General features: G+C 69.4%; 21 protein-coding genes and 3 tRNA genes. All 24 read right to left on the bottom strand.

What is annotated here, in order from left to right; genetic code table 11:
- Positions 1-166 precede the first annotated feature (166 nt).
- Complete coding sequence (fusA, locus tag D7147_RS31365; RefSeq protein ID WP_120684250.1) at positions 167-2,263, bottom strand: elongation factor G; 2,097 nt, start codon at positions 2,261-2,263, stop codon at positions 167-169.
- A 75-nt stretch (positions 2,264-2,338) separates the two neighbouring features.
- Complete coding sequence (gene rpsG / locus D7147_RS31360) at positions 2,339-2,809, bottom strand: 30S ribosomal protein S7 (RefSeq protein ID WP_120684248.1); 471 nt, start codon at positions 2,807-2,809, stop codon at positions 2,339-2,341.
- 1 nt (position 2,810) lies between these two features.
- Complete coding sequence (rpsL, locus tag D7147_RS31355; RefSeq protein ID WP_007465318.1) at positions 2,811-3,185, bottom strand: 30S ribosomal protein S12; 375 nt, start codon at positions 3,183-3,185, stop codon at positions 2,811-2,813.
- A gap of 682 nt (positions 3,186-3,867) precedes the next feature.
- A complete protein-coding gene (locus D7147_RS31350) occupies positions 3,868-4,248 on the bottom strand; it encodes a hypothetical protein (protein ID WP_120684246.1) in 381 nt (126 codons plus the stop codon).
- A gap of 761 nt (positions 4,249-5,009) precedes the next feature.
- On the bottom strand, positions 5,010-5,378 hold the full coding sequence (locus tag D7147_RS31345; RefSeq protein WP_120684244.1) for a hypothetical protein: 369 nt from the start codon (positions 5,376-5,378) through the stop codon (positions 5,010-5,012).
- Between the two features lie 93 nt (positions 5,379-5,471).
- Positions 5,472-9,359 carry a DNA-directed RNA polymerase subunit beta' gene (locus D7147_RS31340; protein WP_120684242.1) on the bottom strand — a complete coding sequence of 1,296 codons (3,888 nt, stop codon included), beginning with the start codon at positions 9,357-9,359 and terminating at the stop codon, positions 5,472-5,474.
- 90 nt (positions 9,360-9,449) lie between these two features.
- On the bottom strand, positions 9,450-12,881 hold the full coding sequence (gene rpoB, locus D7147_RS31335) for a DNA-directed RNA polymerase subunit beta (protein WP_120684240.1): 3,432 nt from the start codon (positions 12,879-12,881) through the stop codon (positions 9,450-9,452).
- Between the two features lie 571 nt (positions 12,882-13,452).
- A complete protein-coding gene (gene rplL / locus D7147_RS31330; protein ID WP_120684238.1) occupies positions 13,453-13,842 on the bottom strand; it encodes a 50S ribosomal protein L7/L12 in 390 nt (129 codons plus the stop codon).
- Positions 13,843-13,899: 57 nt separating this feature from the next.
- Positions 13,900-14,445, bottom strand: a complete 546-nt coding sequence (rplJ, locus tag D7147_RS31325) for a 50S ribosomal protein L10 (RefSeq protein ID WP_120684236.1) — start codon at positions 14,443-14,445, stop codon at positions 13,900-13,902.
- 359 nt (positions 14,446-14,804) lie between these two features.
- Positions 14,805-15,494 carry a hypothetical protein gene (locus D7147_RS31320; protein ID WP_120684234.1) on the bottom strand — a complete coding sequence of 230 codons (690 nt, stop codon included), beginning with the start codon at positions 15,492-15,494 and terminating at the stop codon, positions 14,805-14,807.
- The gene (locus D7147_RS31315; RefSeq protein WP_120684232.1) at positions 15,491-16,372 is read right to left on the bottom strand and encodes an ABC transporter ATP-binding protein; all 882 of its coding nucleotides are present in this window, start codon (positions 16,370-16,372) and stop codon (positions 15,491-15,493) included. The genes D7147_RS31320 and D7147_RS31315 overlap by 4 nt, the downstream gene beginning before the upstream one ends.
- A gap of 79 nt (positions 16,373-16,451) precedes the next feature.
- Entirely contained in the window at positions 16,452-17,168 is a 717-nt protein-coding gene (rplA, locus tag D7147_RS31310) for a 50S ribosomal protein L1 (protein ID WP_120684230.1), read from the bottom strand.
- Positions 17,169-17,247: 79 nt separating this feature from the next.
- Positions 17,248-17,679: a 50S ribosomal protein L11 gene (gene rplK / locus D7147_RS31305; RefSeq protein WP_120684227.1), complete on the bottom strand. Its 432-nt coding sequence runs from the start codon at positions 17,677-17,679 to the stop codon at positions 17,248-17,250.
- Between the two features lie 185 nt (positions 17,680-17,864).
- The gene (nusG, locus tag D7147_RS31300; protein WP_120684225.1) at positions 17,865-18,587 is read right to left on the bottom strand and encodes a transcription termination/antitermination protein NusG; all 723 of its coding nucleotides are present in this window, start codon (positions 18,585-18,587) and stop codon (positions 17,865-17,867) included.
- Positions 18,588-18,625: 38 nt separating this feature from the next.
- Entirely contained in the window at positions 18,626-19,018 is a 393-nt protein-coding gene (gene secE / locus D7147_RS31295; RefSeq protein ID WP_120684223.1) for a preprotein translocase subunit SecE, read from the bottom strand.
- A 211-nt stretch (positions 19,019-19,229) separates the two neighbouring features.
- Positions 19,230-19,302 (bottom strand) — tRNA-Trp (locus tag D7147_RS31290).
- 130 nt (positions 19,303-19,432) lie between these two features.
- A complete protein-coding gene (locus tag D7147_RS31285; protein WP_120684221.1) occupies positions 19,433-19,846 on the bottom strand; it encodes a MaoC family dehydratase in 414 nt (137 codons plus the stop codon).
- A 1-nt stretch (position 19,847) separates the two neighbouring features.
- Entirely contained in the window at positions 19,848-20,294 is a 447-nt protein-coding gene (locus D7147_RS31280; RefSeq protein ID WP_120684219.1) for a MaoC family dehydratase N-terminal domain-containing protein, read from the bottom strand.
- A gap of 124 nt (positions 20,295-20,418) precedes the next feature.
- Positions 20,419-20,586, bottom strand: coding sequence for a 50S ribosomal protein L33 (rpmG, locus tag D7147_RS31275; RefSeq protein ID WP_007073056.1), 168 nt, complete (start codon positions 20,584-20,586; stop codon positions 20,419-20,421).
- 132 nt (positions 20,587-20,718) lie between these two features.
- Positions 20,719-20,791, bottom strand: a tRNA-Met gene (locus tag D7147_RS31270).
- 22 nt (positions 20,792-20,813) lie between these two features.
- Positions 20,814-20,886 (bottom strand) — tRNA-Thr (locus D7147_RS31265).
- A 94-nt stretch (positions 20,887-20,980) separates the two neighbouring features.
- Positions 20,981-23,506: a putative bifunctional diguanylate cyclase/phosphodiesterase gene (locus tag D7147_RS31260; RefSeq protein WP_233563605.1), complete on the bottom strand. Its 2,526-nt coding sequence runs from the start codon at positions 23,504-23,506 to the stop codon at positions 20,981-20,983.
- Positions 23,507-23,570: 64 nt separating this feature from the next.
- Positions 23,571-23,717 carry a hypothetical protein gene (locus D7147_RS32545; protein ID WP_158609411.1) on the bottom strand — a complete coding sequence of 49 codons (147 nt, stop codon included), beginning with the start codon at positions 23,715-23,717 and terminating at the stop codon, positions 23,571-23,573.
- Positions 23,718-24,281: 564 nt separating this feature from the next.
- Positions 24,282-24,631, bottom strand: a 350-nt coding sequence (locus D7147_RS31255) for a GyrI-like domain-containing protein (RefSeq protein WP_147437479.1), incomplete at its 5' end; no start/stop codon positions are given.

Below are 24,631 nucleotides of genomic sequence, written 5' to 3'. Positions count from 1 at the left end.
GCTTAGGACTCTGTCGACAGCCTTTCCGACCTTGCGGCCGGAGAGCTTTTAGTGGGTTCTGCGGCGGTGAAGCCTACAGGCCCGGTCTTCACGCAGCTCACCCGTGGTGGTCGCGGGCGGAAGGATCCTCCCGCGACCACCGACGGTTCATCAGCTCAGGTGAGCGTCACTCACCCGTCGCCTTGGCGATGATCTCCTTGGCCACGTTGGTCGGAACCTCGGCGTAGGAGTCGAACTGCATGCTGTAGCTAGCCCGGCCCTGGGTCTTCGACCGCAGGTCGCCGACGTAGCCGAACATCTCCGACAACGGCACCAGGGCCCGGACGATGCGGGCGCCACTGCGCTCCTCCATCGCCTGGATGATGCCGCGGCGGGAGTTGAGGTCGCCGATGACGTCACCCATGTTCTCCTCGGGAGTGGTGACCTCAACAGCCATCATCGGCTCGAGCAGTGCCGGGTCGGCCTTGCGGGCCGCCTCCTTCATCACCATCGAGCCGGCGATCTTGAATGCCATTTCCGACGAGTCGACCTCGTGGTACTGACCGTCCAGCAGCGTCAGCTTGACACCCACCAGCGGGAAGCCGGCGAGGATGCCGTACTGCATCGCGTCCTGGGCGCCCGCGTCCACGGACGGGATGAACTCCCGCGGGATACGGCCACCGGTGACGGCGTTGGCGAACTCGTAGGTCGGCGAGTCGTTGTCCAGCGGCAGCGGCTCGACGCTCACGATCACGCGGGCGTACTGGCCGGAACCACCGGTCTGCTTCTTGTGGGTGTACTCGACCTTCTCCACCGTCCGGCGGATGGTCTCGCGGTACGCCACCTGCGGCTTACCGATGTTCGCCTCGACGTTGAACTCGCGGCGCATCCGGTCGACCAGGATGTCCAGGTGCAGCTCGCCCATGCCGGAGATGACCGTCTGACCGGTCTCCTCGTCCAGCTTGACGCGGAAGGTCGGGTCCTCCTCGGCCAGCCGCTGGATGGCGACGCTGAGCTTCTCCTGGTCGGCCTTGGTCTTCGGCTCGATGGCGACCTCGATGACCGGCTCCGGGAAGGTCATCGACTCCAGGATGACCGGGTTCGCCGGGTCGGAGAGGGTGTCACCGGTGGTGGTCTGCTTCAGGCCCTGTACCGCGATGATGTCGCCAGCCTGGGCCGAGCTGCGCTCTTCCCGCTTGTTGGCGTGCATCTGGTAGATCTTGCCGATCCGCTCCTTGCGGTCCTTGGTGGAGTTGATCACCTGGGTACCGGTCTCGACCACGCCGGAGTAGACCCGGACGTAGGTCAGCTTGCCAAGGTGCTTGTCGGTCTGGATCTTGAAGGCCAGGCCGGAGAACGGCTCGGACTTCGACGGCTTGCGCTGCATCGGGGTCTCGCCGTCGGTGGCGGTGCCCTCGATTGCCGGAACGTCCAGCGGCGACGGCAGGTAGTCGACCACCGCGTCCAGCATCGGCTGGACACCCTTGTTCTTGAACGCGGAACCGCAGAGCACCGGGTTGGCCTTGCCGGCGATGGTGGCGCGCCGGATGGCGGCCTTGATCGCCTCGACGGAGATCTCCTCGCCCTCCAGGTACTTCTCCATCACCGCGTCGTCGACGTCGGCCAGGGTCTCCATCAGCTTCTCGCGCCACTCGGCCGCGGAGTCGGCCAGCTCGGCCGGGATCTCCTCGACCGCGTAGTCCTCACCCTTCTGGGTCTCCCCGCGCCAGGTGAGGGCGCGCATGCCGACCAGGTCGACGACGCCGATGTGCTCGGCCTCCGTCCCGATCGGGATCTGGAGCACCAGCGGGGTGGCGTTCAGCCGGTCGATCATCATCTGCACGCAGCGGAAGAAGTCGGCACCGGTCCGGTCGAGCTTGTTGACGAAGCACATCCGGGGGACGTTGTACTTGTCCGCCTGACGCCAGACGTTCTCCGTCTGCGGCTCCACACCGGCGACGCCGTCGAACACCGCGACCGCACCGTCCAGCACCCGCAGCGACCGCTCCACCTCGACCGTGAAGTCGACGTGGCCGGGCGTGTCGATGATCTGGATCGTGTGGCCCTTCCACTCGCACTTGGTGGCGGCGGAAGTGATGGTGATACCGCGCTCCTGCTCCTGCTCCATCCAGTCCATGACGGCAGCGCCCTCGTGGACTTCACCGATCTTGTACGTGATACCGGTGTAGAACAGGATCCGCTCGGTGGTAGTGGTCTTACCGGCATCGATGTGCGCCATGATGCCGATATTGCGTACGTTGGCGAGCGCGTCTGCGGCGGCCACTTCAATCCCTACTTATCGTCGTCTCGACACAACTGGCGGTGGTTCCGGCGCCTTGTGGGCGCCGGAACCCGGGTGTTACCAGCGGTAGTGCGCGAAGGCCTTGTTGGACTCGGCCATCTTGTGAGTGTCCTCGCGCCGCTTGACGGCGGCACCGAGGCCGTTGCTCGCGTCCAGCAGCTCGTTCATCAGCCGCTCGATCATGGTCTTCTCGCGGCGGGCGCGAGAGTAGGTGACCAGCCAGCGCAGACCGAGGGTGGTCGCGCGGGCCGGCCGCACCTCGACCGGAACCTGGTAGGTCGCGCCACCGACACGGCGGCTGCGGACCTCGAGGGTCGGCTTGACGTTGTCCATCGCCCGCTTGAGCGTCACGACGGGGTCGGTGCCGGACTTCTCGCGGCAGCCCTCCAGGGCCGCGTACACGATGTGCTCGGCGAGCTGGCGCTTGCCGCGCAGCAGGATCTTGTTCACCAGCTGGGTGACCAGCGGCGAGTTGTACACCGGGTCAGCGACCAGCGGCCGCCGCGGAGCGGGTCCCTTACGCGGCATGTCAGCTCTTCTCCTTCTTCGCGCCGTAGCGGCTACGCGCCTGCTTACGGTTGCGGACGCCCTGGGTGTCCAGCGAGCCGCGAACGATCTTGTAACGCACGCCGGGGAGGTCCTTCACACGACCGCCGCGAACGAGCACGATCGAGTGCTCCTGCAGGTTGTGACCGACGCCCGGGATGTAGGCGGTCACCTCGATCTGGCTGCTGAGCTTGACACGAGCGACCTTGCGCAGCGCCGAGTTCGGCTTCTTGGGGGTGGTGGTGTACACGCGGGTGCACACGCCGCGCCGCTGGGGAGACCCCTTGAGCGCTGGGGTCTTGGTCTTGGTCGTCTTGGCCTGGCGGCCCTTTCGGACCAGCTGCTGAATGGTGGGCACCGGGTTTCTCCGCTCCCTTCGGCCGCTGCGAGGCGACCGCGCCGTCTGCTCGTCTAGCCGGCCGGATGGACGGCTCTCCTACCTTCCAACCAGGGCCACCCTGAGGCGGCCCCAGCACCCGCGGTCGGGCGTGTCGCCCGGTTCGCGGTCCCGGCGCGGGCTCTCGCGCGCGACCGGGGGTCTGTCACCGGCACGCGGGTCGCCCCGAGGCCGGGTCTTGGGCTTGTGTCGTGCTGTCGCTCGATCTCCGGAGAACCGGCTCCAGCGCACGCACGAGTTGCCCGGGCTGGCCCGGGCACAAGGGGAAAGGGTACCTACCACAGCCGCCCAGGTCAAAACGGAGTGGTCCGTCGAACCACGCCACCGCGGCCGTCGGGGTCTGTCCCGCCTGCGCACCCCTGATGGGCACCTACGGGTCAAGTGTACCGCTCCCCCGGGCGTACGGCCCGCCAGCCCCGGGAGCCCGCCACCGCCCCACCGTCACCGGGCATCCCGATCCGGACACCGGCGCCGGGCGTGCCGCGGCCGGCACGGCCGGGTCGTTCTCCCCTCTCCGGGAACACCACCGACGGTGACGCGAGTCACCCGGCGGTGCGGGTGATGTTCGTCCCTGGGCGGGCCGGCGTCACCGGACAACCCGGTGCCGCGACTGCGCCGCCGGCCTCGGCGGGACGGACGACGGTCAGCCCAGCGAGAGCAGCAGAGCGAGCCCCAGGCCGATCAGGCTCAGCACCAGTCCGGCCCCGCCGCAGCTGATCCCGGCCACGGCCAGCCCGTGGCCGGTGAACCGGACCGCGGGTGGCGGTAGCGGCCGGCGGATCTGCCGCAGTGCGAGCAGCCCGGCGGCTGCCGCACCCGCGCCGGTGAGGACGCCGAGGACGGTGAAGGCGCCGGCCGCCCAGACCCCCGTCCAGCTGCCTCCGGTCACGCCGAAGCAGATGACCAGGATCGACACGAGGATCGAGACGACGCCGGCGACCAGCGCGCCGACCGCCAGACCGGAGGTGACCGGCGGTACCTCCAGGTGCACGACGCCGAACGGCGTGCCGGCCACGGGCTCCACCCTCGTCGGAGCCAGGGGCCGGGCGTCGGTCGGCGGTGGCACCCGCGGAACCGGCGGCGCACCCCAGCTCGGCGCGCCCGGCGCAGCCCCGCTCGGCCCGCCCGACCCACCCCACGGTCCCGGCCCGGCCGACGCCGGCGCGCCCCACCCGCCCGGACCGGGCGGGAATCCCGGGCCCGGCGACACGGGCGCGCCCCAGCCGGGCGCACCCGTAGCCCAGCCGGGCGGCGCGGACGGCACCCCATATCCGGGCGGCGCGGACGGCACCCCATGAGTCGGCGGCGCGGACGTACCCCACCCGGGCGGCCCGGCATGCGTGGCCCAGCCCGGTGCCGCCGGTCGAACCCCGTGTCCCGGCCCGGACGGCGCGCCCCAGCCGGCGTGGCTCGGCTGCCCCGAAGCCGGATCCGGCGCGCCCGCGGCGGAGACCCCGGGTCCGGCCGGCGCGTCCTGACCGGGCTCCGGCGCAGCCGTGAACCCGGACGGCGTCTCCGGCGGCAGGCCCGCATGCGGCGCCTCCGAGCCGGAGCCCTCACCGGTCGACGGGCCGGCCGCGGCGGAGGGCTGGCTGGATCCGGCCTGGCCGGAGGCGTCGGGGCCGTCCGGTGGGTCGGACGGCCGCACGTCGTCGTCCGACGGGGGGCGCGCCGGTTCCGTCACGTGCTCCTCCTCGACTTCGCCGTCGCTCACGCGACCGACAGGAGCCAGGCTACCGCCGGGGGCAGGGCCCACCGCGCCCGAGCGGGTGCCGCTCCCCCGGATCAGTCGACGTTGGCCGGATAGTCGTACCCGAACGGCGCCTGGGCCAGCCGGACCACCGCGATCACCGCCAGCGCCACCAGAGCGAACGCCGCGAGCAGCAGCCCGGTCCAGGCCAACTGCTCCCCCCGCCGCAGCCACCTGGCGCCGGTGAGGAAACCACCCGAGGCGTACGCCTCCCGGCGTGCCTGCCGGGAGAGTTGCAGCGCCACCGTGGCCGGCACGATCCCCCCGATGAAGAGGCCGGTCAACGCGGCGATCAGACCGAGCGCGAACACCGCCCGGGTCTTCGTGGCACGGGCCGGATCGGGGTCCGACGGATGGCGCGGGGCTTGCTCCGCGACGGGCAGCTGCCCGGGTGCGGTCGTCATCCCCCCATCATGCCGAACCGGCGTGGCGCACGTACCGGTCCGGACACGACGAGGCCCCCGGCAGAGCTGCCGGGGGCCTCGTCCTACGTGCTGTTACCGGTACGACCCGAAGTCGAAGTCGTCCAGCGGCACTGCCTGCCCGCTGGCCGGCCCGAACCCGTAGTCGGTCTCCGGGTAGCCGGTCATCGAGTAGACCTTGGCCTTCGCCTCCTCGGTCGGCTCGACCCGGACGTTGCGGTACTTGCTGATGCCTGTACCGGCCGGGATGAGCTTACCGATGATCACGTTCTCCTTGAGGCCGATCAGCGAGTCGCTGCGGGCGTGGATCGCCGCGTCCGTCAGCACCCGGGTGGTCTCCTGGAAGGAGGCCGCCGACAGCCAGGAGTCCGTGGCCAGCGAGGCCTTGGTGATACCCATCAGCACCGGGCGACCCGCGGCGGGCTCGCCGCCCTCGGAGACGAGTCGGCGGTTCTCCGACTCGAAGAGCGCCCGGTCGACCAGCACACCCGGCAGGAACTCGGTCGAGCCGGAGTCGATGACCGTCACCCGCTTGAGCATCTGGCGGATGATGATCTCGATGTGCTTGTCGTGGATGAGCACACCCTGCGAGCGGTAGACCTCCTGGACCTCCTGAGTCAGGTGGACCTGGACCGCGCGCGGGCCGAGGATGCGCAGCAGCTCGTGCGGGTCGATGGTGCCCTCGGTGAGCTTCTCGCCGACCTCGACGTGGTCGCCGTCGTGGGCCCGCAGCTTCACGCGCTTCGAGATCTTGTCGTAGACGATCTCGTCGCTGCCGTCGTCCGGGATCACGATGATCTTCCGCGAACGCTCGCCGTCCTCGATCCGGATCCGGCCCGGGGTGTCGGCGATGGGCGCCTTACCCTTCGGGACGCGGGCCTCGAAGATCTCCTGGACACGCGGCAGACCCTGGGTGATGTCCTCACCCGCGACACCACCGGTGTGGAAGGTACGCATCGTCAGCTGCGTACCGGGCTCACCGATGGACTGCGCGGCGATGATGCCGACTGCCTCGCCGATGTCGACCGACTTACCGGTCGGCAGCGAACGGCCGTAGCAGGCTGCGCAGACGCCGAGCTTCGACTCGCAGGTGAGCACGCTGCGCACCCGGACGGTCTCCACCCCGGCCGCGACGATCTTGTCGACCCCGATGGAGTTGATGTCCTGACCCCGCTCGGCGACGACGGTGCCGTCCGGCCCCTTGATGTCGTCGGCGAGGGTACGGGCGTGCACGCTGGTCTCGGCGTGCGTGTGCACGACCAGCTTCCCGTCGAGCCGCTCGCCGATCTGCATCGGGATGGCCCGGTCGGTGCCGCAGTCCTCCTCGCGGATGATGACGTCCTGCGACACGTCCACCAGACGACGGGTCAGGTAACCCGAGTCGGCGGTCCGCAGCGCGGTGTCGGCGAGACCCTTACGGGCACCGTGCGTGGAGATGAAGTACTCCAGCACGGAGAGACCCTCCCGGTACGACGCCTTGATGGGCCGCGGGATGATCTCACCCTTCGGGTTGGCCACCAGACCACGGATCGCCGCGATCTGCCGGAGCTGGAGCAGGTTACCGCGGGCACCCGAGTTGATCATCTTCCACAGCGGGTTCTCCTGCGGCAGCGCGGTGTCCATCTCCTTGGCGACCTCGTTGGTCGCCTTGGTCCAGATCTCGATGAGTTCGCCGCGACGCTCCTCGGCGGTCATCAGACCACGCTGGTACTGCTTGTCGATCCGGTCGGCTTCCTTCTCGTACCGCTCCAGGATCTCCGCCTTGCGCGGCGGAGCGATGACGTCCTCCATACCGATCGTCACGCCGGACCAGGTGGCCCAGTGGAAACCGGCCTCCTTGAGCCCGTCCAGGGTCGCCGCGAGGGCCACCTTCGGGAAGCGCTCGGCGAGGTCGTTGACGATCGCGGAGAGCTGGCCCTTGCGGATCTCGTAGTTCACGAAGCGGTAGCCCGGGGGCAGCGTCTCGTTGAACAGGACCCGGCCGAGGGTGGTCTCGATGGTCACCGTCTCGCCCTCGGACCAACCCTCCGGCGCGACCCACGGCTCGGCGCCGGCGCCGTTGTCGACCCCGACGATGCCCCGCAGCCGGATCTTCACCGGAGCCTGCAGGTGCAGCTCGCCGTTGTCGTACGCCATCCGCGCCTCGGCGTCCGAGCTGAACGCCCGGCCCGCACCCTTCTCATCGGTGGTGAGGTGGGTGAGGTGGTAGAGGCCGATGACCATGTCCTGGGTGGGCATGGTGACCGGCTTGCCGTCGGCCGGCTTGAGGATGTTGTTCGACGACAGCATCAGGATCCGCGCCTCGGCCTGGGCCTCGGCGGAGAGCGGCACGTGGACCGCCATCTGGTCGCCGTCGAAGTCGGCGTTGAAGGCGGTGCAGACCAGCGGGTGGATCTGGATGGCCTTGCCCTCGACCAGCTGCGGCTCGAAGGCCTGGATGCCCAGTCGGTGCAGGGTGGGCGCCCGGTTGAGCAGCACCGGGTGCTCGCCGATGACCTCTTCCAGCACGTCCCAGACGACCGGCCGCTGCCGCTCGACCATCCGCTTGGCGGACTTGATGTTCTGCGCGTGGTTGAGGTCCACCAGCCGCTTCATCACGAACGGCTTGAAGAGCTCCAGGGCCATCTGCTTGGGCAGACCGCACTGGTGCAGCTTGAGCTTCGGGCCGACCACGATGACCGAACGGCCGGAGTAGTCGACGCGCTTGCCCAGCAGGTTCTGACGGAACCGGCCCTGCTTGCCCTTGAGCATGTCCGAGAGCGACTTCAGCGGGCGGTTACCCGGGCCGGTGACCGGCCGGCCACGGCGGCCGTTGTCGAACAGCGCGTCGACGGCCTCCTGGAGCATCCGCTTCTCGTTGTTGACGATGATCTCGGGCGCGCCGAGGTCGATCAGACGCTTGAGGCGGTTGTTCCGGTTGATGACCCGGCGGTACAGGTCGTTCAGGTCGGAGGTCGCGAAGCGGCCACCGTCCAGCTGCACCATCGGACGCAAGTCCGGCGGGATGACCGGCACGCAGTCCAGCACCATGCCGAGCGGCGAGTTGCGGGTGTTCAGGAACGCCGAGACGACCTTGAGTCGCTTGAGCGCCCGGATCTTCCGCTGGCCCTTGCCGGTACGGATGGTCTCGCGGAGGTTCTCCGCCTCGGCGTCCAGGTCCATGTTCTGCACCAGGGCCTTGATCGCCTCGGCGCCCATGGACCCGGTGAAGTACTCGCCGAACCGGTCGCGCAGCTCGCGGTAGAGCAGCTCGTCGGTGACCAGCTGCTTCGGCTCGAGCTTGCGGAAGGTGTCGAGCACCTCGTCGAGGCGGTCGATCTCGCGCTGGGCCCGGTCGCGGATCTGGCGCATCTCGCGCTCTCCGCCCTCCTTGACCTTGCGCCGGACGTCCGCCTTGGCACCCTCGGCCTCCAGCTCGGCCAGGTCGGCCTCGAGCTTGGCGGCCCGCTTCTCGATCTCCGAGTCACGGCTGTTCTCGGACTGCCGCTTCTCGGCGAGGATCTCGTTCTCGATCGTCGAGAGGTCGCGGTGCCGCGCCTCGGTGTCCACGCTCGTCACGACGTACGAGGCGAAGTAGATGATCTTCTCGAGGTCCTTGGGGGCGAGGTCCAGCAGGTAGCCCAGCCGGCTCGGCACGCCCTTGAAGTACCAGATGTGGGTGACCGGAGCGGCCAGCTCGATGTGCCCCATCCGCTCACGGCGGACCTTGGAGCGGGTCACCTCGACGCCGCAGCGCTCGCAGATGATGCCCTTGAACCGGACCCGCTTGTACTTACCGCAGTAGCACTCCCAGTCCCGCTGAGGACCGAAGATCTTCTCGCAGAAGAGCCCGTCCTTCTCCGGCTTCAGGGTGCGGTAGTTGATCGTCTCCGGCTTCTTCACCTCGCCGTGCGACCACTGACGGATGTCGTCGGCGGTCGCCAGGCCGATCCGCAACTCGTCGAAAAAGTTGACGTCGAGCACGTTATATATCCCTCACACGTCGCTTGTTGCGCCAGCAGCTCATCGGGGCCGGGCCTCCGGCGGCGGTCGCCCGCCCCCGGAGGCTCGACGTCACACTTCCTCGACCGAGCTCGGCTCGCGCCGGGACAGGTCGATGCCCAGCTCCTCGGCGGCCCGGAACACCTCGTCGTCGGTCTCGCGCATCTCGAGGGCCACGCCGTCGCTGGAGAGCACCTCTACGTTGAGGCAGAGCGACTGCAGCTCCTTGAGCAGCACCTTGAACGACTCCGGGATGCCCGGCTCCGGGATGTTCTCGCCCTTGACGATGGCCTCGTAGACCTTCACCCGGCCGAGAACGTCGTCGGACTTGATCGTCAGCAGCTCCTGCAGGGCGTACGCGGCGCCGTACGCCTGCATCGCCCAGCACTCCATCTCACCGAAGCGCTGACCACCGAACTGCGCCTTACCACCCAGCGGCTGCTGCGTGATCATCGAGTACGGACCGGTCGACCGAGCGTGGATCTTGTCGTCGACCAGGTGGTTGAGCTTCAGGATGTAGACGTAGCCGACCGCGATGGCGTCCGGGATCGGCTCGCCGGAACGGCCGTCGAAGAGGCGCGCCTTGCCGCTGCGCCCGATCAGCTGCTTGCCGTCCCGGTTGGGCAGGGTCGACTCGAGCAGACCGGAGATCTCCTCCTCGCGGGCACCGTCGAAGACCGGGGTGGCCACATTGGTGTCCCCCTCGGACTCGTCAGCGCCGATCGCCTTGAGCTGACGCTTCCACTCCGCGTCCTCGCCCTCGACCTTCCAGCCGGTCTTGGCCACCCAGCCGAGGTGCGTCTCCAGCACCTGGCCGATGTTCATCCGGCTCGGCACACCGAGCGGGTTGAGCACGATGTCGACCGGGGTGCCGTCCTCGAGGAACGGCATGTCCTCGACCGGAAGGATCTTGGAGATGACGCCCTTGTTGCCGTGACGGCCGGCGAGCTTGTCGCCGTCCTGGATCTTCCGCTTCTGGGCGACGTAGACCCGGACCAGCTCGTTGACGCCCGGGGGCAGCTCGTCGCCGTCCTCCCGGGAGAAGGTACGCACGCCGATGACCGTGCCGGTCTCACCGTGCGGCACCTTCAGCGAGGTGTCCCGAACCTCACGCGCCTTCTCACCGAAGATCGCGCGGAGCAGCCGCTCCTCCGGGGTCAGCTCGGTCTCACCCTTCGGAGTGACCTTGCCGACCAGGATGTCGCCGGGGACGACCTCGGCGCCGATCCGGATGATGCCGCGCTCGTCGAGGTCCGCGAGCATCTCCTCGCTGACGTTCGGGATGTCGCGGGTGATCTCCTCCGGGCCGAGCTTGGTATCCCGGGCGTCGACCTCGTGCTCCTCGATGTGGATCGAGGTGAGCACGTCCTGCTGCACGAGGCGCTGCGACAGGATGATCGCGTCCTCGTAGTTGTGCCCCTCCCAGGTCATGAACGCCACGAGCAGGTTGCGCCCGAGCGCCATCTCGCCCTCGTCGGTGCACGGACCGTCGGCGATGACCTGGCCGGCCTCGACGCGGTCGCCCTCGAAGACCACCGGCTTCTGGTTCACACAGGAGCCGGCGTTGGAGCGGCGGAACTTGTGCAGCAGGTACGTCCGGCGGTGGCCGTCGTCCTGGTGGACGGTGATGTAGTCGGCGCAGAGATCCTCGATCACGCCACCGACCTCGGCGACCACCACGTCACCGGCGTCGACGGCGGCCCGGTACTCCATGCCCGTACCGACCAGCGGCGACTCGGCCTTGACCAGCGGCACCGCCTGGCGCTGCATGTTCGCGCCCATGAGCGCGCGGTTGGCGTCGTCATGCTCGAGGAACGGGATCATCGCCGTCGCGACCGAGACCATCTGCCGCGGCGAGACGTCCATGTAATCCACGGCGCCCGGCGCGACGTCCTCGGTCTCACCGCCCTTACGGCGGACCAGGACGCGGTCCTCGGCGAACGAACCGTCGGCCTTCAGCGGCGCGTTGGCCTGCGCCTTGACGTACCGGTCCTCCTCGTCCGCGGTCAGGTAGTCGACCTGGTCGGTGACCCGACCGTCGACGACCTTCCGGTACGGCGTCTCGATGAAGCCGAACGGGTTGACCCGGGCGAAGGTGGAGAGCGCGCCGATCAGACCGATGTTCGGGCCTTCCGGCGTCTCGATCGGGCACATCCGGCCGTAGTGGGACGGGTGCACGTCACGGACCTCGAAGCCGGCCCGCTCCCGGGACAGACCACCCGGGCCGAGCGCGCTCAGCCGGCGCCGGTGGGTCAGGCCCGCCAGCGGGTTGGTCTGGTCCATGAACTGGGACAGCTGCGACGTGCCGAAGAACTCCTTGATCGCCGCCACGACCGGGCGGATGTTGATCAGGGTCTGCGGCGTGATCGCCTCGACGTCCTGGGTGGTCATCCGCTCGCGGACGACCCGCTCCATGCGGGAGAGGCCGACGCGGACCTGGTTCTGGATCAGCTCGCCGACCGTGCGCAGGCGCCGGTTGCCGAAGTGGTCGATGTCGTCGGCCTCGTAGCCCTCCTCACCGGCGTGCAGCCGGCAGAGGTACTCCACGGTGGCGACGATGTCGTCCTCGGTCAGCGTGCCGGTGGTGATCGGCACGTCGACTTCGAGCTTCTTGTTGAACTTGTACCGGCCGACCTTGGCGACGTCGTACCGCTTCGGGTTGAAGAAGAGGTTGTCGAGCAGGGTCTGCGCGTTCTCGCGGGTCGGCGGCTCGCCAGGGCGCAGCTTCCGGTAGATGTCGAGTAGCGCCTCGTCCTGGCCGGCGATGTGGTCCTTCTCGAGCGTGGTCATCATCAGCTCGGACCAGCCGAACCGCTCACGGATCTGCTCGTTCGACCATCCGATGGCCTTGAGCAAGACCGTGACGGCCTGCCGGCGCTTACGGTCGATACGGACGCCGACCGTGTCACGCTTGTCGATGTCGAACTCCAGCCAGGCACCCCGGCTCGGGATGACCTTGACGCTGGAGAGGTCGCGGTCGGAGGTCTTGTCCGGCTGCTTGTCGAAGTACACGCCCGGGGACCGGACGAGCTGGCTCACCACGACACGCTCGGTGCCGTTGATGATGAAGGTGCCCTTCGGCGTCATCATCGGGAAGTCACCCATGAACACCGTCTGGCTCTTGATCTCGCCAGTGGTGTTGTTGGTGAACTCCGCGGTCACGAAGAGCGGCGCGCAGTAGGTGAGGTCCTTCTCCTTGCACTCCTCGATCGAGGCCTTGACCTCGTCGAAGCGCGGAGCGGAGAAGGAGAGCGACATGGTGCCGGAGAAGTCCTCAATGGGACTGATCTCGTCGAGGATCTCCGCGAGACCCGAGCGTGCGTGCGGGTCGTCCGCCGACCGGCCCTGCCAAGCCTCGTTGCCAACCAGCCAGTCGAAGGACTCGGTCTGGATGGCGAGGAGGTTGGGGACCTCGAGGTGTTCGGTGATCCTGCCGAAAGAAACTCGGCGGGGAGCGAAAGCGCTCGACGTACGACTGGTCTTCGCAGGGCGGGAAGCTGCCAAGATGCGTCCTTCCGAGGACCTGTGCTGCAGAACGGCTGGTACGCGTGCACTCCAATGACCCCGCCAGAAATATCCGCAAACGGACATTTCCGAGCAGGGGTCTAGTCGGAAGGCAGCGCAAACTAGCAGTGTAGCCGAGAGGCTAACCGCTGTCCAGCCCACCCCGCCAGGAGATTGCGGAACGTGCTCCGGGGCCCCGGAAACCGGGACAACCGGGCCGCTCGGAACGCAATGTTCCTGTCGGGCCGCTCGGGTGTCGCGGCCGATGGTGCCGCCGCTCCAATACCCGCCTGGTGGCCGTCGCAAGCGCGGAAGGTCTTGCTGGTGTCAGCGTGCCTGTCAGCCCGGGGCCGCGTCAAGGGCCGGTCTCCGGCTCGCCGCGTCTTTCCCACCGGCCCGGCCACGCCGTCCGCCACCACCGCACCACGTCGTACGAACGGACGCCCTGCTCACGCCCGTTGCCGACACTGGTCCAACACCGCGGGCGGCGACCCGATGCCGGATCGCCGCCCGTCGTAGCGCGAGATGTGCCCCGGCTCACGTGAACCGGACGCGCAAGGTGGTGCTCAGGTCACTTGAGGGTGACCTTGGCGCCCTCGCCCTCGAGCTTGGCCTTGGCCTTGTCGGCGGTCTCCTTGTTGACCTTCTCCAGGACCGGCTTCGGCGCGGCCTCGACCAGGTCCTTGGCCTCCTTGAGGCCCAGGCCGGTCAGCTCACGCACGACCTTGATGACCTGGATCTTCTTGCCACCGTCGGCGTCGAGGATGACGTCGAACTCGTCCTTCTCCTCCTCGACCGGGGCAGCAGCGGCACCGCCGCCACCGCCACCCTGGGCAATCGCGACCGGAGCGGCGGCGGTGACCTCGAAGGTCTCCTCGAACTGCTTCACGAACTCGGAGAGCTCGATCAGCGTCATCTCCTTGAACGCGTCGAGCAGCTCGTCGGTGCTGAGCTTCGCCATGTCTGGCGTCCTTTCCATTTGGTGTGTCTAAGACTGAACCAGGTGCGCCGGGGGGCCTCAGGCCGCCTCGGCGCCCTCCTTCTCGCGCTTGTCCTGCAGTGCGGCCGCCAGGCGGGCGGTCTTCGACAGCGGGGCCTGGAACAGGGCCGCGGCCTTGCTCAGGTTGCCCTTCATCGCGCCGGCCAGCTTGGCCAGCAGCACCTCGCGGGACTCCAGGTCGGCGAGCTTCGTGACCTCGGCCGCGGAAATGGCCTTGCCCTCGAAGACACCGCCCTTGATGACGAGCTTCGGGTTGGCCTTCGCGAACTCGCGAAGCCCCTTCGCCGCCTCGACGACGTCGCCCGAAACGAAAGTCAGCGCGGTAGGACCGGTGAACAGCTCGTCGAGCCCGGAGATACCGGCCTCGGTCGCGGCACGCTTGGCCAGCGTGTTCTTCGCGACCGTGTAGCTGGTCTCCTTGCCGAGCGTGCGCCGCAGCTGGGTGAGCTGGGAAACCGTCAGACCGCGGTACTCGGTGAGCACCGTGGCGCCCGCGTTGCGGAAGCTCTCGGTCAGCTCGGCGACGGCCGTGGCCTTGTCGGCCCGGATCGGCTTGTCCGCCATGTCCCTCCTCTCTCGTGCTCGAGGCTGGTCGCCGTCGGGAACGGATGCTCACGACGGCAGCTCAGGAAGCGCGACAACGAGAAAAGCCCCGGCGCAGGGCGCACGGGGCGAGGTCCGGCGGAGGCGGGCACAGTCGGCGGACCGTGCTGCACTGCCGATTTTCGCTTGCCGCCCTGCGCGGGTCGCCCGTCGTCGCGGAACCTTCGACCGTGCCGGGGCACGGTGACCAGCGGTCTCTGGGTGGTACTTCGCAGCAAGGTTACGCGACGCGTGACGCGAGCAGCAAATCGCCTCCCGCATGTGTGCCAGCTCACGCCCGGTGGGCCGGCACCGACACGGCCGCCGGGATCAGTCCCGCCTCACGCCCGCGACCGGCGCCACCACAGGTAGCCGGCCAGCACCACCGCACTCCAGGCCGCCGCCCAGCAGGTGAGCAGCGCCGCGGTCGGTGCGGTGAGTGCGCCGGTGGTGGCCCGGGCGGTGGCCATGATCGGCGGCACCAGCCAGGGCACCGCCGAGCCGCTCAGCCCGAGGACGATCGCGCCGACGCCGCCGAGCGCGAGCACGGCGACGCCGTACCCGGCGCTGCCCGTACAGGCGCGGCTGGCCAGCGCACCGAGCAGCACCGCCGGAGGGACGGCCAGCAGGTGCGCCCAGATCCCGAGCACGATGCCGACGGCCACGGACCGGCCACCCGGCTCCACCACGGCGGTGACTCCGCCGACCAGCCAGGGGAAGACCAGCGCGACGACTACCGTGCCCAACGCCGCCAGCCCGGCGGCGAGCAACCCCGCCCACCGCTCCCGCCGCACCCCGGCCACCACCTGCGCGAGGCGGCGCTGCCCGTCCGGCTCCACGTCGAGCAGCAGCTTGGTCTGCCAGGCGAGCACCGGGAAGAGGACGACCGCCGAGACGCCGTACGCCTCCGCCGGCTGGGCCCGACCGCCGCCGTAGAGGATGCCGAGGGCCACCAGACCGGCGAGCAGCGGCGCCACCGCCCGGCCGGTACGCAGGAACCCGGCCAGCCGGAGCCGGAGCAGGGCGGTCATCGAGCCACCTGCCCGCCCGATGCCGTGGACGCGGTCGTCGACCCGGACACCGCCACGTCCGGCGGCTCGGGATCCGGCACCGGCGCGTCTCCGGGCCGGCCCTCAGCGGCCGCCGTCTCACGCCCCGCACCATCGGTGGCGCCGAGCCGGTCGAGGTGTACGCCCAGCACCCGGTGCCCGTCGGCGCGCAGCCGGGTGACGGTGCCGGCCACCTGCGCGGCGGGCACCGCGATCTCGACCACCGCGTACGCCTGCCCCTCGGTCGGGGCCACCTCATCCACCTCGCCCGCCGCGACGGTCCAGCGACGCGCGCCGGGAAGCCGGACGGTCTCCCCGCGGTGGTCACTGACCAGCACCGAACCCCCGTCGGCGAGCACCTCGTCGATCAACTCCGGGACGAGCTCACGGGAGGACGCGTCCAGCCCTTCCCAGGGCTCGTCGAGTACGAGCAGCCCCGGCGGGCGGAGCATGGCCTGGGCGAGGCCGACCTTCTGGGCCGTCCCCTTCGACAGCTCGGGCAACCGGACCCGGCGGAACCGGGCGAGGCCGAGGCGTTCGGTCCAGTGATCCACGGCGCGGCCCGCCTCGACCGGCGTCAGGCCGGCCATCCGGCCCATCGCGACCAGGTAGTAGTGGACGTCGAACGGCTGATCGGCGGGGAACCGCTCCGGAACCCAGCCGACCACGGTCGGCCGCTCGACGACCCGCCCCCGCGTCGGCCGTAGCACGCCGGCCGCGAGCTGGAGGAGGGTCGACTTGCCGGCCCCGTTGCGCCCCTGCACGATCGCGGCCTCGCCGGGGGCGATGCCGATCGCCGCGTCCCGCAGCACCCACGGTCCGCGGCGGTGGTACCGGAGCCAGACGTTCTCCAGTCGCATGCCGCCGAGCCTGCCACATCGGATACGCGACGGGGCGCCGCCACAGCTGTGGCGGCGCCCCGTACGGGTGTCGGTGAACTCAGGCCTCGGCCGAGCCCTCCTGGAGGTTCTTCACCACGTTCGGGTCGACCGGGACGCCCGGGCCCATGGTGGTGGTGAGGATGACCTTCTTCAGGTACTTGCCCTTGGCGGCGGACGGCTTGGCCCGCAGCACCTCGTCCAGCACCGCCGCGTAGTTGTCGACGAGCTGCGCCTCGCTGAAGGAGGCCTTGCCGATGATCAGGTGCAGGTTCGAGTGCTTGTCCACCCGGAAGGTGATCTTGCCGCCCTTGATGTCCTGCACCGCCTTGGTGACGTCCATCGTCACCGTGCCGGTCTTCGGGTTCGGCATGAGACCGCGCGGGCCCAGGATCCGCGCGATCCGGCCGATCTTGGCCATCTGGTCCGGGGTGGCGATGGCCGCGTCGAAGTCGAGCCAGCCCTCCTGGATCCGGGCGACCAGCTCGTCGGTACCCACCTCGTCGGCACCGGCCGCAGCGGCCTCCTCGGCCTTCGCGCCGGCGGCGAAGACGATCACGCGGGCGGTCTTACCGGTGCCGTGCGGCAGGTTGACCGTGCCGCGGACCATCTGGTCCGCCTTGCGGGGGTCGACGCCGAGGCGCATCGCGACCTCGACCGTGGCGTCGAACTTGACGTTGGTGGTGTCCTTGGCCAGCTTCACGGCCTCGGCGGGGGTGTAGAGCTTGGACCGGTCGATGACCTCGGCGGCCTTGCGGTAGCTCTTGCTGCGCTGCATGTTCTGGTTACTCCTGTGGTCTCTGGCGGGCCGCTTCCGCGCGCCCTCCCACGATCCGTACGGGTTGAGCTGTGCGAGATCAGTCGTTGACGGTGATGCCCATGGAACGGGCGGTACCGGCGATGATCCGCTCGGCCTGGTCGAGGTCGTTGGCGTTGAGGTCGGCCATCTTCCGCTCGGCGATCTCGCGCACCTGGGCGCGGCTGACCGAGCCGACCTTCTCCGTGTGCGGGACGCCCGAGCCCTTCTGCACACCGGCGGCCTTGATCAGCAGCCGGGCGGCGGGCGGGGTCTTCAGCACGAAGGTGAAGGACCGGTCCTCGTACACGCTGATCTCGGCGGGGACGATGTCGCCCCGCTGGGACTCGGTCTGCGCGTTGTAGGACTTGCAGAACTCCATGATGTTCACGCCGTGCTGACCGAGCGCGGGGCCGACCGGCGGCGCCGGGGTGGCCTGGCCCGCCGGCAGCTGAAGCGTGAACGTCTTGACGAGCTTCTTCTTCGGAGGCATGTCTCTTCCTGGGGCTTGACTGGATTGGTGCTCATCCGACAACCACCCTGCGAGCGCGCACGGTCAGCGCGGCGCGAGGCAGCGACGTTCAAGGGTAGCGCAGGCCGGACCCCGCCCGTCCGGCGAGGTCGAGCGGGAACGGCCGCGCCGGCGGCGAGACGCTGCCCCACCGCCGGCGACCGGACTCAGATCTTGGCGACCTGGTTGAAGTTCAGCTCGACCGGCGTCTCCCGGCCGAAGATCGACACCAGCACCTTGAGCTTCTGCTGGTCGGCGTTGATCTCACTGATCGTCGCCGGCAGCGACGCGAAGGCGCCGTCGGTGACGGTGACGGAGTCGCCGACCTCGAAGTCGAGAACCTTGATCTCGGGCTTCGCCTTCTTCTGCTCGGTCTCGACCGCCGGGGCCAGCCACTTGAGCACCTCGTCGAGGGAGAGCGGCGCGGGCCGGTCGGCCCGGTCGGTGGCCCCCACGAAGCCGGTCACCCCGGGCGTGTTGCGCACGCAGGAGTAGGACTCGGCGGTCAGCTCCATCCGGACGAGGATGTAGCCCGGGAAGACCTTCGCCTGGACCTGGGACCGCTTGCCGTTCTTGACCTCGACCTCTTCCCGGGTCGGCACCTCGACCTGGTAGATGAAGTCCTCCATGTCGAGGCTGGTGATCCGGGTCTCGAGGTTGGTCTTGACCTTGTTCTCGTAGCCGGCGTACGAGTGCACCACGTACCAGTCGCCCGGCGCGTAGCGCAGCTTCTGGCGCAGCTCGGCGACCGGGTCGAACTCCTCGTCCGCCGGGGCCTCGATGGTCGGGATTTCCGGCTCGCTGGCGGCCTCGACCGACTCGTCGTTCGCCGCCGTCGCCACCGTGGACTGCTCGTCCGCAGGGCCGGCGGTCTCGTCGTACTCAGGCACGCTCGCTCACTTCCGTCACTATCGGCTGTTACAGCCGGTCAGCTGGGGTTACCGAAGACCCACAGCACGCCCTTGGCGAAGCCGTAGTCCAGCACACCCACGATCGTCAACATAATCGCGACGAAGGTGACAACGACGGCCGTGTAGGTCAGCAACTCCTTGCGGGTCGGCCAGATGACCTTACGCAGTTCGGCGACGACCTCGCGGAAGAACCGGGCGATGCGGCCGAACAGGCCCACGCGGTCGGTCTCCGTCCGGGTCTTCGGCCGGCTGTCGGCCGACTCGGCCTTCGCGCGGGACCGCGTCGCGGTGCCACCGCGGGATACCGGCTCGTCCGCGTCGGTGGCGTCGTCGCCGGCAACGTCGTCGACGGTCTCGTCGTTCAGACGATCGTCGCCGGCATCCTCGCCGCGCCGCTTGCTCTCGGCCACTTCGCCCTCCGCGGGATCTCGGGTTCGCACGCCGGGCGGCGTACGCGGCGTTGGTCACGCCGGCCGGGCCGAACCGTCCCGCGACGGGCCGCGGCCGGCGGATCGACCGGTGGCCCGATGCCTCGGAACCACCCCGCCGATTCCACCACCACGGGCCGGACGCCGCCTTCTCACGGCGGCGCGACCCACGGGAACGGTCAGGCCTGAGGCGCAGGGGTGACAGGACTTGAACCTGCAGCCTGCGGTTTTGGAGACCGCTGCTCTGCCAATTGAGCTACACCCCTGTGCGGCAACGCTCACCCCACCCGACCTACGAGAGGTCGAGCAGGGGTCACTTGCCCCACGGCGGACCAGTGTACGGGTAGCCGGCCGACTTTCCCAACCGGTCTGCCCACAGCGCGTCGGCGCCCCAGGTCAGGGACGTCCGGCCGACCGGTCGACACTCGCCCGGACGGTCGCCCGGGCCTGCGAGAGCACCTTCTCGCCGTGGCAGGTCGCCGTGACGTCGAGCCGGGTGAGGCCGTCCTCGGTGACCTCGCGTACCACCGCCGTCACCTCGATCTCGGTCCCCTCGTCGTCGTCGGGCACCACGACCGGCCGGGTGAACCGGACCCCGTAGTCGACCACCGCGTCCGGCGAGCCGGCCCACTCCGTCACCGCACGACCGACCAGGGCCATGGTGAACATGCCGTGCGCGATGACGCCCGGCAGCCCCACCTTGGTGGCGACCCGGTCGCTCCAGTGGATCGGGTTGAAGTCGCCCGAGGCACCGGCGTAGCGGACCAGGTCCGCGCGGGTGATCCGGAACGTCCTGGCTGGCAGCTCCATGTCAGGCCTCCCCGCGTACGACGAGCTTGGACCAGACCGCGACGACCGGCTCGCCGGCGACGGTGCTGATCTCGGTACGGGTGGTCAGGAAGCCGTGCCCGCCCCGGTTGGTGATGTCCTCGATGGTGCTGACGCAGACCAGCTCGTCGCCGGCCACCACCGGCCGGGTGTACGCGAACCGCTGGTCGCCGTGCACCACCCGGCTGTAGTCGACACCCACCGCCGGGTCCTCGACGATCTGCTGGGTGGCGGCCATCGTCAGCGCGAAGGGAAAGGTGGGCGGCGCCACCACGTCGGGGTGGCCGAGCGCGCGGGCGGCGTCGGGGTCGTGATGGGCCGGGTCGGTGGCGCCGATCGCCGTGGCGAACTCGCGGATCTTCTCTCGGCCCACCTGATAGGGGGCGGTCGGCGGGTACGTCCGGCCGACGTAGGACGGGTCCAGGGACATGCCCGCGAACCTACACGTAAAGCACAATCGCCGACCCGAGCGGCAGGGGCGGCGGATGCCGCACCGGCCGGTCAGATCGGCGATCGGATGGAGCTTCGAAGGGCCGGACGGTGCCGGCCGTAGGTCAGCGGGTCTCGCGGTGGACCGTGTGCCGACCGTCCCGGGGGCAGAACTTCTTCAGCTCGATGCGGTCCGGGTCGTTACGACGGTTCTTGCGCGTGATGTAGTTGCGCTCCTTGCACTCCACACACGCCAAAGTGATCTTCGGCCGGACATCGGTCGCCTTCGCCACGGCGGAGTGCCTTCCTCGCTACGGGTTACAACTACGGCGTATCAGCGTACGCGCTGATGACGCGGACATGCAAAGTGGGCGCCTACGGCGCCCCTCTCACTGACCGCCGGGATCATCCCCGGAGGACGAGAGTAGCGGTGGCCGGACTTGAACCGGCGACACAGCGATTATGAGCCGCTTGCTCTGCCATCTGAGCTACACCGCCGTGGTGGGTCCAGCGACCCTAGAGCCCCCTTACGGAATCGAACCGTAGACCTTCTCCTTACCATGGAGACGCTCTGCCGACTGAGCTAAGGGGGCCTGCGCGATCTTCCCCGTGGGGCGCGCAGAGGTAAGACTACACGGCCCTGCCCTACACGGGAAATCGGATCCCCCGGGGCGGAGTTTCCCCAGTTCAGGGCACGACACGCAGCCGCGGAAGCTCGCCAGTGGAGATCGTTTCCGGGTCGACCTGCGCACCGAACCACGCCTCCAGGCGCTCGTACGGCAGCGGGCGACTGAAGAGGAAGCCCTGCCCGATCTCACAGCCGATGTCCTGGAGCAGCTCCAAGGTCAACTCGCTCTCCACCCCCTCGGCCACCACGGCCAGCCCGAACTGCTGGGAGAGGGTGACCACCGCGTTGACGATGGCCAGGTCCCCCGGGTCGGTCGCCATGCCCTGCACGAAGGAACGGTCGACCTTCACCTCGTGGATCGGCAGCCGGCGCAGATGCGCCAGGGAGGAGTCGCCCGTGCCGAAGTCGTCCACGGAGAGGCGTACGCCCATCTCGCGCAGCCGGCGGAGCGTGGGGATCGGTCGTTCCGTGCCGTCGAGGACCCCGGCTTCGGTGATCTCCAGGGTGAGTCGCTGCGGGGGTACGCCGTACTCGTCGAGCAGCTCCCTGACCCGGTCGGGGAAGTGCTGGTCGGTGAGCGAGCGTGGGGAGATGTTGACCGCCACGGAGAGCGGCTGGTCGGCCTGGGCCCAGTCCCGGCTGCGCCGCAACCCCTCGTGGAGCACGAGCTCGGTGAGGCGGCTGAGCTGGCCGGTGTGCTCGGCCACCGCGACGAAGTCCTCCGGGGCCACCGTGCCGTGGGTCGGATGGTCCCAGCGGGCCAGGCACTCGACCCCGACCAGGCGCCGATCCCGGAGCGTGACCTTGGGCTGGAAGTAGACCTCCAGCTTCCCGTCGTCCAGGGCGCGGCGCAGGTCGCCGGCGAGGCCCAGCCGGCGCAGCGACCGGGACTCCAACGCCGGGTTGAAGAGCTGGACACTGCCCGGCACCGCCTTCGCCGCGTTGGCGGCCAGGTCGACCCGTTGCAGCAGCGTCGCCGCATCACTGCCGTGATCCGGGTGCACGGCGACGCCGACCGCGGTGTCCACGTCCAGGGTGAGCGTGTCGAAGATCATCTCGTCGCGGATCTGCTCACGCAGTCGGGCGGCCAGCTCCACCGCCGCCTCGACGCTCTCCAGCCGCATGGTCACCAGGAACTCGTCACCGCCCGCCCGACCGACCAGAGCCGACGACGGCGCCGACGCACGGAGCCGAGCGGCGACCTCGGCGAGCACCTTGTCGCCGGCCGCGTGCCCCAGCGACTCGTTGACCTGGCGCAGCCCGCCGACGTCGAAGAGGAGCAGCGCGACCACCTCGTCGGGTGCCCCGATCTTGACCGACTCGGCCAGGGCGCTGGTGATGCGCCGGCGGTTGGGCAGCTTGGTGAGCAGGTCGTGGTACGCGTCGTGCCGCAGCCGGTCGACCAGTCGGGAGTTCTCCAACGCCACCGCGGCGTGCGCCGCCACCGTCTCGAAGACGGGGATGTCGGCCGGCGCGAAGTGGTTGGTGTCGCCGAGCCGGTTGACCACCTCGATGGTGCCGATCACGGCTTTTCCGGAGCGCAGCGGGATCACGATGACGTCCTTGACGCGGTCCCTCGTCAGCATCCCGCGCAGTTCGGGCTCGCCGCCGAGACGCCGGCCCAGGGCGATGGTCCCCTTCCTGGCCACCGCCACGTCCCGCAGCTGCGCCGGCGTCGGCGCCGAGTCGAGCAGACCGGGCTTGCCCTCCTGTGAGGACAACAGCACCTCGGGGTGGCGGCCCTGCGCGGGCATCCAGAGGGTGGCGTGCTCGGCCTGCATCAGGCTGCGGATCCGGCTGATCAGCGTGTCGACCAGCGTGCCGTCGGGACCACTCTCGGTGATCGCCTTGGTCAGTTGGTACATGTCGGCCAAGGTCCGGTGCTGGCGGAGGAACTGTGCGTAGGACCGGTAGACCATCAGAAACGCGGCGGCGAGCCCGCCGAAGAGCAGCAGCGCCCAGGGCGTCGTCACGAAGGCGATGATGATGAGCAGGCCGATGGAGAGGTTGATGGCCGCGGTGATCAGCGTCGGCGGGGCCGAGCGGGCCAGTTCCAGCCCCGCCTGCCAGCCCTGAACCACCGAGATCACGGCGACCACGGCGGCCAGGGTGACGAGCGTGTGGGTGCCGACCGCGGCGAGCAGGATGCCCCACGTTCCGGGGCCGACACCCTGGGTCTCGGGCAGCGCCACGAGCACGAGGTTGGCCACCGACGTCGCGGCCGCGGCGAGCGCCACGTTGAACCAGAACTTCGCCGGGACGAGTTTGCGCCGGATCTGGACGATGAGTGTGGCCAGTGTGTAGGCCAGCACCACGGAGAGCGGCGGCAGCAGGTGCAGCGCGAGGACGAGCGGGATCTCGGTGAGGGTCACGCCGAGCGCCTGCCGGCGTACGACGATGTTGATGACGGGCAACGTCGCGGCCACCATCGCCGCCGTCAGCAGCAGCGTCACCGGCCAAGCACCGATGGCCGGACGCGCGGTGAGACCGAGTGCCGTGCAGAAGACCGCAGCGCAGAGCGCGAGTGGCCCGGTGATCAGCCATGCGTGCTCTGTGCTACGGCGAGGGGATGGTTGTCGTAACACTGCCGTCCCCTCGCCGTAATCAGCTGGCCGGAGTCGGCGCTGCCGGATCAGCCCTCACTCACCGTCACGGGAGGAGCGAGTGCACCACCGGCATCTGCCAGTTGTAGTCCGACAAATGCATTTGAGAATCCATCGCGAGCGCCGGCAGGGCAACCAAGCCGACGAGCAGCATGAGGGAGCCGAGCAGGCGGCCCAGGCGTCGAGTGGACATCTGTGCTCCTGTGGGGTGGGCAGACACGGTGAAGGTTTCCACGATGGTGCCACAGCGCCCGGTGAACTGGAAAGCGGCAGCACGCTCGGCCCGTCCGGTCGTCGCGCGATGGAAGACGTCCGGACCGACGACATGGCACGTCTGTGCAGATCACCGCCGGGCACACCGGATCGCGGCGACGAAGAAGAGACCAAGAGCGCAAGTTTCACGTATCTCGTCTAAGTGAATTAACAGGCGGCGGGTCGAACTGCCCTGACCGGACAGTGGCAGCGAGCGAGCGGCGACGTCTCCGGCCATGATCACTCGGCGCGGCAGCTCGTCACCGAGGGTAGCGGTCGCTGTCATGGGCTTCAATAGCCTGACGCGGACCCGACTGTTCCCGCCGCCCGACGGCGCAACACGCTGTGGGGTCGGTAGCGGAAGTCCGCGTCGTCGGCTGCCGGGGTCGCGCCCGCGGCGACGTCTTCGGCAGCGGGCCGGACACCGGACAGCCACGCGTCGACCGCGCCGCATGTGCCGTGACGGAAACGACAGCGAGGGTGTGCGGCGACACCAGCCAGTACGTCAGATCGGTTCGACAGGCAGCCACAGCTCGCAGGTCGCGGTGCTGAAATCAGCCGCACGGTCGAGCACCGCGACGATCGAGGGGCCCGGCCGCAGCCGCCACGGGTTGGAGGGGAACCACTCGGTGGCGGTCGCGGCCCAGGTGCTCTGCAGCGCCTGCGGATAGGGCCCGGCGGTACGGAAGACCGCCCACGTGCCGGCCGGGACCTCGATGGCGTCGAGATCGTCGGGAACCGGGGTGTCCCCCGAGAGGGCGACGCCGTGCAGGTAGGTCAGCTCGCTGCCTTCGGCGGCGTCAGGTTCGACGTCGTCGCAGACCTGCAGCAGGCCAACCGGCTCGGTGTCGCCGA

The organism is Micromonospora musae (assembly GCF_003626545.1).
Classification (GTDB): Bacteria; Actinomycetota; Actinomycetes; order Mycobacteriales; family Micromonosporaceae; genus Micromonospora; species Micromonospora musae.
This window is presented reverse-complemented; position numbering and strand designations above follow the sequence as displayed.

What these genes read in the sequence shown, in the direction of transcription:
- rpsG (WP_120684248.1), bottom strand. Translation starts at nt 2,809, where the DNA reads ATGCCGCGTAAGGGACCCGCTCCGCGGCGGCCGCTGGTCGCTGACCCG.
- D7147_RS31345 (WP_120684244.1), bottom strand. Translation starts at nt 5,378, where the DNA reads ATGACGACCGCACCCGGGCAGCTGCCCGTCGCGGAGCAAGCCCCGCGC.
- rplL (WP_120684238.1), bottom strand. Translation starts at nt 13,842, where the DNA reads ATGGCGAAGCTCAGCACCGACGAGCTGCTCGACGCGTTCAAGGAGATG.
- rplJ (WP_120684236.1), bottom strand. Translation starts at nt 14,445, where the DNA reads ATGGCGGACAAGCCGATCCGGGCCGACAAGGCCACGGCCGTCGCCGAG.
- D7147_RS31320 (WP_120684234.1), bottom strand. Translation starts at nt 15,494, where the DNA reads ATGACCGCCCTGCTCCGGCTCCGGCTGGCCGGGTTCCTGCGTACCGGC.
- D7147_RS31315 (WP_120684232.1), bottom strand. Translation starts at nt 16,372, where the DNA reads ATGCGACTGGAGAACGTCTGGCTCCGGTACCACCGCCGCGGACCGTGG.
- rplA (WP_120684230.1), bottom strand. Translation starts at nt 17,168, where the DNA reads ATGCAGCGCAGCAAGAGCTACCGCAAGGCCGCCGAGGTCATCGACCGG.
- rplK (WP_120684227.1), bottom strand. Translation starts at nt 17,679, where the DNA reads ATGCCTCCGAAGAAGAAGCTCGTCAAGACGTTCACGCTTCAGCTGCCG.
- D7147_RS31285 (WP_120684221.1), bottom strand. Translation starts at nt 19,846, where the DNA reads ATGGAGCTGCCAGCCAGGACGTTCCGGATCACCCGCGCGGACCTGGTC.
- D7147_RS31280 (WP_120684219.1), bottom strand. Translation starts at nt 20,294, where the DNA reads ATGTCCCTGGACCCGTCCTACGTCGGCCGGACGTACCCGCCGACCGCC.
- D7147_RS32545 (WP_158609411.1), bottom strand. Translation starts at nt 23,717, where the DNA reads ATGTCCACTCGACGCCTGGGCCGCCTGCTCGGCTCCCTCATGCTGCTC.